At 50.8% G+C, this 11,184-nt stretch carries 11 protein-coding genes; all 11 read left to right on the forward strand.

Going from position 1 to position 11,184, the window contains the following annotated elements:
* Complete coding sequence (locus O4H49_RS14555; protein ID WP_269424162.1) at positions 1 to 1,530, forward strand: NADH-quinone oxidoreductase subunit M; 1,530 nt, start codon at positions 1 to 3, stop codon at positions 1,528 to 1,530.
* A gap of 13 nt (positions 1,531 to 1,543) precedes the next feature.
* On the forward strand, positions 1,544 to 2,998 hold the full coding sequence (nuoN, locus tag O4H49_RS14560; RefSeq protein ID WP_269424163.1) for an NADH-quinone oxidoreductase subunit NuoN: 1,455 nt from the start codon (positions 1,544 to 1,546) through the stop codon (positions 2,996 to 2,998).
* A 4-nt stretch (positions 2,999 to 3,002) separates the two neighbouring features.
* Positions 3,003 to 3,770, forward strand: a complete 768-nt coding sequence (locus tag O4H49_RS14565; protein WP_269424164.1) for a biotin--[acetyl-CoA-carboxylase] ligase — start codon at positions 3,003 to 3,005, stop codon at positions 3,768 to 3,770.
* A gap of 14 nt (positions 3,771 to 3,784) precedes the next feature.
* Positions 3,785 to 4,570: a type III pantothenate kinase gene (locus O4H49_RS14570; RefSeq protein ID WP_269424165.1), complete on the forward strand. Its 786-nt coding sequence runs from the start codon at positions 3,785 to 3,787 to the stop codon at positions 4,568 to 4,570.
* A gap of 5 nt (positions 4,571 to 4,575) precedes the next feature.
* The gene (locus tag O4H49_RS14575; RefSeq protein WP_269424166.1) at positions 4,576 to 6,261 is read left to right on the forward strand and encodes a ribonuclease J; all 1,686 of its coding nucleotides are present in this window, start codon (positions 4,576 to 4,578) and stop codon (positions 6,259 to 6,261) included.
* A gap of 42 nt (positions 6,262 to 6,303) precedes the next feature.
* Positions 6,304 to 6,708, forward strand: a complete 405-nt coding sequence (gene mce, locus O4H49_RS14580) for a methylmalonyl-CoA epimerase (RefSeq protein WP_269424167.1) — start codon at positions 6,304 to 6,306, stop codon at positions 6,706 to 6,708.
* Positions 6,709 to 6,747: 39 nt separating this feature from the next.
* A complete protein-coding gene (locus tag O4H49_RS14585; RefSeq protein ID WP_269424168.1) occupies positions 6,748 to 6,993 on the forward strand; it encodes a DUF1467 family protein in 246 nt (81 codons plus the stop codon).
* 132 nt (positions 6,994 to 7,125) lie between these two features.
* Positions 7,126 to 7,581 carry a hypothetical protein gene (locus O4H49_RS14590; protein ID WP_269424169.1) on the forward strand — a complete coding sequence of 152 codons (456 nt, stop codon included), beginning with the start codon at positions 7,126 to 7,128 and terminating at the stop codon, positions 7,579 to 7,581.
* Positions 7,582 to 7,797: 216 nt separating this feature from the next.
* Positions 7,798 to 9,117 carry a proline--tRNA ligase gene (proS, locus tag O4H49_RS14595; RefSeq protein WP_269424170.1) on the forward strand — a complete coding sequence of 440 codons (1,320 nt, stop codon included), beginning with the start codon at positions 7,798 to 7,800 and terminating at the stop codon, positions 9,115 to 9,117.
* A 30-nt stretch (positions 9,118 to 9,147) separates the two neighbouring features.
* Positions 9,148 to 10,395, forward strand: coding sequence for a lipoprotein-releasing ABC transporter permease subunit (locus tag O4H49_RS14600; RefSeq protein ID WP_269424171.1), 1,248 nt, complete (start codon positions 9,148 to 9,150; stop codon positions 10,393 to 10,395).
* Positions 10,388 to 11,068, forward strand: coding sequence for an ABC transporter ATP-binding protein (locus O4H49_RS14605; protein ID WP_269424172.1), 681 nt, complete (start codon positions 10,388 to 10,390; stop codon positions 11,066 to 11,068). Before O4H49_RS14600 ends, O4H49_RS14605 begins: the two co-directional genes overlap by 8 nt.
* Positions 11,069 to 11,184: the final 116 nt, after the last annotated feature.

Consider the following 11,184-nt stretch of genomic DNA (forward strand, 5'->3'; position numbering starts at 1 on the left):
ATGCAAGATCATCTTCTTTCTATCGTGACCTTTGCACCGCTGTTTGGTGCGCTGGCTATCATTCTTCTGGTTCGCAGTGAGAATGAAGAGGCTGTAGCCAAGAATTCCCGCTGGGTAGCCCTCTGGGTTTCCGGTGTGACCTTCCTGGTATCACTGTTCCTCTGGACCGGATTTGAACAGGGGACGGCAGACTTCCAGTTTGTCGAACAGGTTGAATGGATGCCATCCCTTGGTCTGACCTACCATATGGGGGTCGACGGGATTTCCGTTCTTTTTGTTCTGCTGTCCACGCTGTTGACACCGATCTGTATCATTTCATCCTGGGGTGCCGTTAAAAAGCGCGTCAAGGAATACATGATCGCCTTCCTGATTCTGGAAACGATGATGATCGGCATGTTCTGTGCCCTTGATATCGTCGTCTTCTATGTTTTCTTTGAAGGGGTTCTGATCCCGATGTTCCTGATTATCGGGATCTGGGGTGGTGAACGCCGGGTCTATGCGGCATTTAAGCTTTTCCTCTACACTCTGGCCGGATCTGTTCTGATGCTGGTTGCCATTCTGGCAATGTATTTCGAATCAGGGACTGCCAATATCGTCGAATTGCTTGCCTACAGCTTCCCGGTTGAAATGCAGAAGTGGCTCTGGGTTGCTTTCTTTGCTTCCTTTGCTGTCAAGGTGCCGATGTGGCCGGTTCATACCTGGCTGCCTGATGCCCACGTTGAGGCTCCAACTGCCGGATCGGTTATTCTGGCGGGTGTTCTTCTGAAAATGGGCGCCTACGGGTTCCTCCGCTTCTCCATGCCGATGATGCCGGATGCATCGCTTTATTTCTCTCCGCTTGTCTACGCCCTGTCGATTGTTGCTGTGATCTACACATCTCTGGTGGCACTGGCGCAAGAGGATATGAAAAAGCTGATCGCCTATTCTTCGGTTGCTCATATGGGCTATGTGACCATCGGAATCTTCGCAGCAAACCAGCAGGGAGTGGAAGGCGCGATCTACCAGATGCTTTCGCACGGGGTGGTTTCCGCCGCCTTGTTCCTTTGCGTCGGAGTTGTTTACGATCGTTTGCACACACGTGAAATCAATCGCTACGGTGGTGTCGTCGAGAAGATGCCGAACTATGCGCTTGTCTTTATGGTCTTCATGCTGGCCTCGGTTGGTCTGCCTGGAACGGGTGGGTTTGTCGGTGAGTTCCTGGTTCTGGTTGGTGCTTTCAAAGCCAACACCTGGGTTGCTGCTCTTGCTGCAACAGGGATGGTTCTGGGGGCGGCCTACATGCTCTGGCTCTATCGTAAGGTTGTATTTGGCAAGCTTGAAAAGGACGATCTGAAATCCCTTCTCGATCTCGATCTGCGCGAAAAGGCAATCTTCCTGCCTTTGCTGCTGATCACGCTCTGGATGGGGATCTATCCACCAAGCTTCCTGAACATTATGTCTGCTTCTGTAAGCAATCTGGTCAATAACTACGAGGCAGCCATTACCGCCTCTAATGCCGCGCCGATGTTTGCGCAGGTATTTGGTCAATAGAGGGGCTATCAAGATGATCACAACAGATCTGACCATGGCATTGCCCGAGATTTTCCTGGCCTGTGCTGCGACTACTCTTCTCCTTTTCGGAGCTTTCCGGGGTGAGCAGGGGGCAAGTTTTATTTCTGCCCTGTCTGTTGCCGTGCTGGCGATTGCCTTTGGCCTGATTTTCCTTGGAAATCGCCCTGAAGGTGTGGCTTTCGGCGGGCTCTTCGTTGTCGATGCCTATGGCGATTATATGAAGCTGGTGGTCCTGGTCGCTGCTGGTTTCGGTATTCTCATGACCCAGCGGTTCATTGAACGTGAGGGGATGGATCGTTTCGAAATCCCTGTGCTGATGGTTCTTGCAACCCTTGGCATGCTCATGATGATCTCTGCCAATGACCTGATGTCACTCTATGTCGGGCTCGAGCTGCAAAGCCTCTCGCTTTATGTTATTGCCGCTATCCGTCGGGAAAACCTGAAGTCATCCGAAGCTGGCCTGAAATACTTTGTTCTTGGGGCTCTGTCTTCCGGGATGCTGCTCTATGGCTCATCCATGGTTTACGGCTTTACAGGTGCAACCGACTTTGCCGTAATCGGTGAAAACCTTTCTGTTGCCCTTTCAACAGGCGGCGTTCCCGAGATCGGCCTGATTGTCGGTCTGGTCTTTATCTGTGCAGCGATTGCCTTTAAAATTTCGGCAGTGCCATTCCACATGTGGACGCCGGATGTCTATGAAGGTGCGCCGACACCGGTAACGGCTTTCTTTGCCTCAGCACCAAAGGTTGCCGGGATTACCCTCTTTGCCCGTATCCTTAGCGATCCTTTTGGCTCTCTGGTCGGGGAATGGCAGCAGATTATCGTGTTTGTTGCCCTGGCATCCATGATCCTGGGATCTCTTGCTGCGATCAAGCAGACCAATATCAAGCGTCTGATGGCTTATAGCTCGATTGGCAATATCGGCTATGCCCTGGTTGGTCTGGCTGCGGGAACCCAGGCGGGTATTGAAGGTCTGCTTATCTATATGACCATCTATATCTTCATGAACATGGGAACCTTTGCCTGTATTCTCAGCATGCGCCAGAAAGGTACCATGGTCGAGAGTATTGAAGATCTCAAGGGATTGAGCAAAACCAGTCCTCTGATGGCTTTCGCCCTGACGGTTTTCATGTTCTCTATGGCGGGCATTCCTCCTCTTGCCGGCTTCTTTGGCAAGTATGTGGTCTTTGCCGCTGCGGTTGATGCAGGCCTGACTACACTGGCTGTTATCGGGGTTCTGACCTCGGTGATTGGTGCTTTCTATTATCTGCGGATTATCAAGGTGATGTACTTCGATGAACCAACGGCGTCCTTTGACAAGCCGATCGGGGGCGAAATGACGTTGGTACTGACTGTTTCGTCAGTTTTCATTGTGTTCTTCATTCTTTTCTCTTCTCCGATAATGGATGGGGCTGCACTCGCCGCTTCAGCCCTGTTTGCGGGGTAACCATATGAGTGAGGGCTCTTTGTCCCTGGATATTCCGGCTTCTTTCACCCTGCATGCCAGAGAAGAAGTCGGAAGTACCAATGACGAAGTTCGCCTCCTTGCCGAAACAGGGGCCCAGGATCGCACCGTCGTCTGGGCCCTTCGTCAATCTGCCGGGCGAGGAAGACAGGGGCGAACCTGGGTCAGTCCGGAGGGAAATCTCTATTTTTCGCTTCTGCTGCGGCCGGAAGTCGCCATTGCAGAAGCCGCCAACCTCAGTTTTGTCGCGGCACTGGCTTTGGCGGATGCCATAAAAAAAATCAATCCGGAAATCACCCCTAGCCTGAAATGGCCCAATGATGTGTTGGTGTCGAGCAAAAAAATTTCCGGCGTTTTGCTGGAAAGCAAGTCAACGGCGTCGGGCGCTCTGGATTTTCTGATTATGGGGATCGGCGTAAATATCCGGACTTATCCGGGTGATGCGCGTTACCCGGCGACATCGCTGCTTGAGCAGGGGGGATGCGATAATTTGTCCCCGGGTGATCTGCTGAGCGCATTCCTGAATAGCTTTGACCCCTGGTACAAAGTATGGAAGAAAGACGGTTTCATGGCTATCCGGTCCGCCTGGCTTGATCAGGCCCACGGGATTGGCAAAACCATTTATGTTCGCCTGCCGCACCAGACACTTTCGGGACGGTTTGTTACAATAGACAAAGACGGGGCTCTGGATCTGGAGCTTGACAGCGGTGAACAATGTCTGGTCACTGCGGGTGATGTCTTCTTTGCTTCTTAGGATCTAAACGCAAAATGCTGCTTGTGATTGATTCGGGTAATACCAATGTCGTTTTTGCCATTTATGAGGGGCAAGAACAAAAGGGTTGTTGGCGGGCGACAAGTGACAGCAAGAAAACAGCTGATGAATATGCTGTCTGGTTGACCCAGCTCATGGCGCTAAAAGGTCTGGTCCCTGGCGATATTACCGGCAGTATTCTGGCCAACGTGGTCCCGGCATCGACCTATAATCTGACACGCCTGTGTGAGATCTATTTCAATTCCACGCCCTTGATGGTCGAGCTGGGGAAAATCGATCTCGGGCTGACAGTCCGGATTGATCAGCCGGAACAGGCAGGTGCGGATCGCCTGGTGAATGCGGTCGCCGGGTATCAGCGCTATGGTGGTAATCTGATCCTGATTGATTTCGGTACAGCGACCACTTTTGATATTGTCGGTGATGATGGTGCCTATGAAGGCGGTGTCATTGCCCCGGGCGTCAATCTTTCCGTTGAGGCGCTTTACATGGCTTCGGCCAAGCTGCCACGGATTGATATCCGCCGTCCGAAAAACATCATTGGCAAGGCGACTATTCCTGCTATGGAATCCGGTATTTTCTGGGGCTATGTCAGCATGGTAGAGGGCATGGTTAAACGTATTCGTGAAGAATATGGCGCCCCGATGCAGGTTGTTGCGACCGGCGGTCTGGCCCAGTTATTTACAGCAGCTACAGAAGTTATTGATCATCTTGATAAGGATGTGACACTCCGCGGGCTTATTTCCATCTATGAACTGAATACCCGGGATAAAAAAGTTAGGTAAAGTATATGAGTAAACCAGTAGTCCCTAAAGGCGACGAACTGTTGTTTTTGCCGCTTGGCGGAACCGGTGAGATCGGTATGAATCTCAATCTCTATGGGCATGACGGCAAGTGGTTGATGGTCGATCTTGGAATTTCCTTTGCCGATGGGGCAAGGCTTCCCGGGGTTGATGTGATCATGCCAGATCCCTCCTTCATCGAAGACCAACGCGAAAATCTGGTCGGGCTGGTCCTGACCCATGCCCACGAAGATCACATCGGCGCTATTCCCCATCTCTGGGCTGAACTTCGCTGCCCGATCTTTGCCACCCCTTTCACCAAGACAATGGTCTATTCCAAACTGGTCGAAGCCGGGCTGGAGGATCAGGCTGAAATCACAGTGATCCCGGTTGGTGGTTCCTTTAAAGCCGGTCCGTTCGAGGTGGAGATGATCTCCATGACCCACTCGATCCCGGAACCCTCAGCGCTTTTGATCACGACACCGGCAGGTAAAGTATTCCATTCCGGTGACTGGAAGTTTGATCCAGATCCTTTGGTGGGGCCTGATTTCGATCAGAAGCGTCTGGAATCTCTGGCGGATGAAAACATCCTGGCGATGATCAGTGATTCGACCAATGTCATGTCGTCCAGTGAAGTTGGCTCGGAATCTTCTGTTCGCACCGGACTGGTAGATGTTATCTCCAAGCAGCGTAACCGGGTTCTGGTGACCTGTTTTGCCAGTAATGTGGCGCGGGTTGCCTCTGTTATGAAGGCTGCGCAGGAGTGTGGGCGGCGCGTTGTGCTTATGGGGCGTTCCATGCAGCGGATCTATGCTGCAGCGCGCGAAAATGGTTATCTGCTCAATATGCCACCTCTCTTGTCTGAAGAGGAATTCTCCTACACACCCCGTGACGAGGTTCTGATCCTCTGCACCGGGAGCCAGGGAGAGCCCCGGGCAGCCCTGACACGTCTGGCCAGAGATGAATTCAAGAACGTGCATGTGGACGCGGAAGATACAGTGATCTTTTCTTCTCGGATTATTCCGGGGAATGAGACGACGATCTTTAATATCCACAATACCCTGGCTTCAAAAGGTGTGAAAATCATCACAGACCGGGATGCCCATGTTCACGTTTCCGGACATCCCGGGCGGGATGAAGTGAAAAAGCTCTACCAGTGGGTCAAACCCCAGATTTCCATTCCGGTTCATGGCGAGGCGCGTCATTTGCACGAGCACGCCAAACTGGCTGGTGAATGTGGCGTGAAAACCCAGATTGTCGCCCAGAATGGTGATCTTATCCGTCTTGCTCCGGGACGTCCGGACAAGGTTGATGATGTACACAGCGGCCTGTTGGCAATCGAGGGGGACCGTCTGATATCTATCGATAGTCCTATTATCAAAAGCCGTCAGAAAATGATGTATAACGGCGCAGCCATGATAACCCTAGTGATTGATGAGGATGGCAAACTGGCAACGATGCCGGATGTCAGTATTCAGGGGGTTGTTGATAGCCTGGATGAACCCGATGATTACAAGGACATTGTTATTGCTGTGCGCAACGGTGTCCGGCTTTTGAAAAAAACAGAGATGAAGCGGGATGAACTGGTTCGTGAAGTCGCGATCCGGGCCTTGCGACGTCATTGTAACAAGGTCTTTTCCAAAAAACCGGTTACAGATGTTCATATTGTCCGCCTGACGGATTATTTTGAATAGCTGGGCCAGGGATATAGCTTAGATAGGGGAGGGTAATCAGTTATGATCGGACGGTTAAACCATGTCGCGATTGCGGTGCCGGATCTGGAGGCCGCAGTTGCCCAGTATCGCAATGGTCTGGGGGCCAAGGTCACTGAAGCAACCGATCAGCCGGATCACGGCGTAACGGTGGTGTTCATTGAGCTGCCGAATACCAAAATCGAATTGCTGTATCCTTTGGGTGAAAACTCACCTATTCGAAATTTTCTGGAAAAGAACCCTTCAGGAGGCATTCACCACATCTGTTATGAGGTTGATGACATTCTGGCTGCGCGTGACAAACTCAAGGCTGAAGGAGCCCGGGTTCTTGGGGATGGGGAACCGAAGATCGGTGCCCATAACAAGCCTGTTCTCTTTCTGCATCCCAAGGATTTCTTTGGTACCTTGATCGAACTCGAACAGTGTTGATCTCCCTGTTTTCCTGATATTTTTTTGCTAGGATGTGTGATGAACTGGGTAACCGGTATTCTTGTATATGTTATTATCTGGTGGCTGATTTTCTTCATGGCACTGCCTTTTGGGGTGAAGCCAACAGATAATCCCCATGTCGGTCATGAACCTTCTGCCCCGGCAAATCCGATGCTGCTGAAAAAGGCCCTGATTACCAGTCTAATTTCGGCGATTTTATGGGGTGTGGCCTTTTACATCATTACCAACAAGCTGATTACAATCGGGGAAGCTGATTTCGGATAATAATCTGAAAGAGAACCGTGCGTCTGGATCGCACGGGAGAAGATAATTTCTTTCTAAATGATCTGCCTGTGGTTATTCTTTAGCCACAGGCATTTTTTATGTCTTCGTCAAAAGTGATTGATAAGGTTCTTGATGAGAAAGAGCAGTAGATATTCTATCCGCAGAATGGTCCTGGCAGGCCCGGTCTTGCTGGGGACACTGTTGTTGCTTTCTCCGGGTTTTGCTGATGAGGGACAAGCTGGCCTTGTCCGGATCACCCGTCAGGATTGCCAACAGCTTGTCGCACATGTGCCTGCTGATGATGTGGCCTATACACCGGGGGTAACAGCCCGGGGGGAGAAAGTGGTTCCTGCCGATCTGAATGCCCAGACCATAACCTTGCCTGAGGTTATCCGTATTCCGATCACAGTGGATCTTTATAAGCGGTTTAATATTCCGGCCAATCCCAATAACTTCGAAGCTGAAGCCGAGATTGGCGTGGTTGAAGTCCATAAAGATGGCACGACGCTGTTCAACGGAACGCCGATACAAAGCGAAGAGCAACGAGAGCTGTCTTTGAAATGTCAGGAAATTCTGAATAAACAATGATGTTTCAGTTTATGTAGTCGTTATAGTTATTTGATAAATATCGATTTATTTTATTCATGAGGCGATCTGTCTGATCGTGTTGCCTCTGAGTTTTCCTGCTTCTATGGCATGGACAAGTGCGGTTTGATCTCATATACATGTCCTCCTATCAAACAGCTGACTAGCTGATATCACTGTGCAGCCCTTTGCTTCATTATAACGCTCCAGGAAACTGAAATGCGCCTTTCCGCTTATTTCCTTCCCACGCTGAAGGAAAATCCCACCGAGGCACAGATTGTCTCACATCGCTTTATGCTTCGCGCCGGGATGATCCGGCAGGCGACATCCGGAATCTATTCCTGGCTGCCGCTGGGCCTGAAAGTCCTGCGCAAGGTCGAGCAGATCATCCGGGAAGAGCAGAACCGGGCCGGGGCGCAGGAAGTGCTGATGCCGACGATCCAGCCTGCAGATCTTTGGCGGAAATCCGGCCGATATGATGATTATGGCAAAGAGATGCTGCGGATCAAAGATCGCCATGATCGTGATATGCTTTACGGGCCAACCAATGAAGAGATGATTACGGAGATTTTTGGCAACGCGGTCAAAAGCTATAAAGACCTGCCAAAGAACCTGTATCACATCCAGTGGAAGTTTCGCGATGAGGTTCGTCCTCGTTTCGGGGTGATGCGTGGACGTGAGTTCCTTATGAAGGATGCCTATTCTTTCGATATTGATTTCGAGAACTCCAAAGCGGCCTATAACCGGATGTTTGTATCCTATCTGCGGACCTTTGAACGCCTGGGATTGCGTGCAATTCCGATGGCTGCTGATACAGGACCGATCGGCGGCGAGCTGAGCCATGAGTTCATCATTCTGGCTGATACGGGTGAATCAGAAGTTTTCTGTCATGCGGACTTCCTGACCAAAGCCTCGCCATCTGCTGATGTGGACTACAACGGTGATCTGCAGTCGATTGTTGATGACTGGACCAGTATCTATGCAGCAACGGACGAGATCTATGTGCAGTCAGAGTTTGAAAACTCTGTGCCGGAAGACAAGCGTATGCAGTGCCGGGGTATTGAAGTCGGGCACATTTTCCATTTCGGGACAAAATATTCCGAACCGATGGGGGCTTACGTCCTGAACCAGGACGGTGAGAACGTGCCGGTCTTTATGGGATCATACGGTATTGGTGTTTCGCGTTTGCTTGGTGCGATCATCGAAGCCAGCCATGATGAAAACGGCATTATCTGGCCTGAATCCATTGCGCCTTACAAGGTTGGTCTGATCAATCTGAAAGCGGGCGATGCAGATTGTGCCAAGGCTTGTGATGATCTTTATGCCCGCTTCAATAATGCCGGGATCGAAGTGCTTTACGACGACCGGGATACCTCTGCGGGCGCAAAATTCAAGGACATGGATCTGATCGGTTTGCCCTGGCAGCTGGTAATTGGTCCTCGCGGCCTTAAAAATGGCACAGTTGAGTTGAAAAATCGGGCCAGCGGTGAAAAAGAAGAGCTTTCACTGGATGCGGCTTTGAACAAACTGGGCCTTTAGGTCACGACGAGACGGGAAGAGGGGGAAGTAATGGTTTTTGGTGCCTTTGAACGCATGGTGGCCTGGCGCTACCTCCGTTCCCGTCGCAAGGAAGGGTTTATTTCTGTCATCGCCGGGTTTTCTCTTGTCGGGATTGCCCTCGGGGTTGCGACCCTGATTATTGTTATGGCGGTGATGAACGGTTTCCGTCAGGAACTGCTGGGGCGTATTCTTGGGATTAATGGCCATCTGGCTGTTACGGCCATCGAAGGCGAACTGGTCGATTACAAGACGATTGCTGAACGCATAGCCAGAATTTCCGGTGTCGCCAGTGCCACCCCCCAGGTTCAGGGGCAGGTTATGGTTACGGCCAAGGGGACAGCCACCGGAGGACTTGTCCGGGGAATGGCAACCGAGGATCTGCAAGCCCGCAAGCTGATTTCCGAAAAGATCGTTGGCGGTACTTTGGACGATTTTGCTGGTGATGATGCCGTTGTTATCGGGGCGCGTCTGGCCCAAAGCCTGGGCTTGACGGTTGGCGACAGTGTGACTTTGGTTTCACCCAACAGCTCTATTACGGTATTTGGATCGATCCCGCGCCTGAAGGCCTATACTATTGTCGCCCTGTTTGATGTGGGGATGTACGAGTACGACAGCAGCTTTATCTACATGCCGCTGGAAGCCGCGCAGATCTTTTTTGAATTGCCGGATCAGGTCAATGCGATCGAGGTTTTTGTAAATGATGTCGAGCAGACAACAGCTGTGCGGCGGGAAATTCACAATGATATCGGTTATGGGATCATCACGCGGGACTGGCAGCAGAACAACGCCAGCTTCTTCAATGCGATTCAGGTTGAACGCAATGTGATGTTTCTGATTCTTTCCCTGATTATCCTGGTTGCGGTTTTCAATATTGTTTCTGGCCAGATCATGCTGGTCAAAGACAAGGGCCGGGACATCGCGATCCTGCGGACCATGGGCGCGACCAGTGGTATGGTCCTGAGAATTTTCTTTCTTAGTGGGGCTTCAATCGGGGTTTTTGGCACGCTGGTAGGTTTTATTCTCGGACTATCTTTTGCAGAGAATATTGAAACTATTCGCCAATGGCTTGAATCTCTTTCAGGAACCAATTTGTTTGTTCCTGAAGTGTATTTCCTTTCCAAATTACCTGCAGTTGTGGAGATGGATGAAGTTATTCAGATCGTTGGTATGGCTCTTTTCTTTTCTTTTCTCGCACCAATCTTTCCTGCCTGGCGTGCTGCGCGCCTTGATCCTGTAGAGGCCATTCGCTATGAGTAATTCCATGAAAGGTCTGTCTCTTGCTTCCGTGAGCAAGACCTATCGTCAGGGCAGCAATGAGCTTCATGTGCTCAACGATGTGAGTTTTGACATCAAGCCCGGCGAACTTGTTGCTCTTATTGGTCCTTCCGGGGCTGGTAAATCAACGATGTTGCATATTGCCGGATTGTTGGAAAAACCGGATAGCGGAGATATTCTGGTCAACGGAGAGTCTTCTGCGCATCTGAATGATAAAAGAAGAACAGCCCTGCGTCGGAATACCATCGGTTTCGTCTATCAGTATCACCATCTCCTGCCAGAGTTTTCTGCAGTAGAAAACGTGATATTGCCGCAGATGATCACCGGGCTATCCCGTAAAGAAGCGCAGGAACGGGCGGCGGATCTGCTTACAACGGTTGGCCTGGCTGATCGTATGCTACATCGCCCGGCAGAGCTTTCAGGTGGTGAACAACAGCGCGTGGCAATTGCCCGTGCACTGGCTAATGCGCCCTCGGTTCTGCTTGCTGATGAACCCACAGGAAACCTTGATCCCGAAACCGCGAACAAGGTCTTCGACTTGCTGCTTAATCTGGTGCGTTCGGTTGGTCTCACGGCTCTGATTGCCACGCACAACCACGAACTGGCAAAACGCATGGATCGGGTACTGCATTTTGAAGGTGGCAAGATCTGTTAAAATCTCTGAGATTGTTCTCTTAATCATTTGCTTTTAAACGGGTAAAGAAAAGTTCGTCAGAAAATCTGGCGAACTTTTTTCTTGAATTGATCCCTGATTTTATTGGTTCCTTCCTT

Origin of the sequence: Kiloniella laminariae (assembly GCF_027214005.1) — a bacterium.
Classification (GTDB): domain Bacteria; phylum Pseudomonadota; class Alphaproteobacteria; order Kiloniellales; family Kiloniellaceae; genus Kiloniella; species Kiloniella laminariae_A.

Excerpts from the sequence above, each read along its gene's own strand:
- O4H49_RS14555 (WP_269424162.1), top strand. The coding sequence starts at position 1 with ATGCAAGATCATCTTCTTTCTATCGTGACCTTTGCACCGCTGTTTGGT.
- O4H49_RS14570 (WP_269424165.1), top strand. The coding sequence starts at position 3,785 with ATGCTGCTTGTGATTGATTCGGGTAATACCAATGTCGTTTTTGCCATT.
- O4H49_RS14605 (WP_269424172.1), top strand. The coding sequence starts at position 10,388 with ATGAGTAATTCCATGAAAGGTCTGTCTCTTGCTTCCGTGAGCAAGACC.
- O4H49_RS14585 (WP_269424168.1), top strand. The coding sequence starts at position 6,748 with ATGAACTGGGTAACCGGTATTCTTGTATATGTTATTATCTGGTGGCTG.
- proS (WP_269424170.1), top strand. The coding sequence starts at position 7,798 with ATGCGCCTTTCCGCTTATTTCCTTCCCACGCTGAAGGAAAATCCCACC.
- O4H49_RS14575 (WP_269424166.1), top strand. The coding sequence starts at position 4,576 with ATGAGTAAACCAGTAGTCCCTAAAGGCGACGAACTGTTGTTTTTGCCG.
- O4H49_RS14565 (WP_269424164.1), top strand. The coding sequence starts at position 3,003 with ATGAGTGAGGGCTCTTTGTCCCTGGATATTCCGGCTTCTTTCACCCTG.
- O4H49_RS14590 (WP_269424169.1), top strand. The coding sequence starts at position 7,126 with ATGAGAAAGAGCAGTAGATATTCTATCCGCAGAATGGTCCTGGCAGGC.
- nuoN (WP_269424163.1), top strand. The coding sequence starts at position 1,544 with ATGATCACAACAGATCTGACCATGGCATTGCCCGAGATTTTCCTGGCC.
- O4H49_RS14600 (WP_269424171.1), top strand. The coding sequence starts at position 9,148 with ATGGTTTTTGGTGCCTTTGAACGCATGGTGGCCTGGCGCTACCTCCGT.
- mce (WP_269424167.1), top strand. The coding sequence starts at position 6,304 with ATGATCGGACGGTTAAACCATGTCGCGATTGCGGTGCCGGATCTGGAG.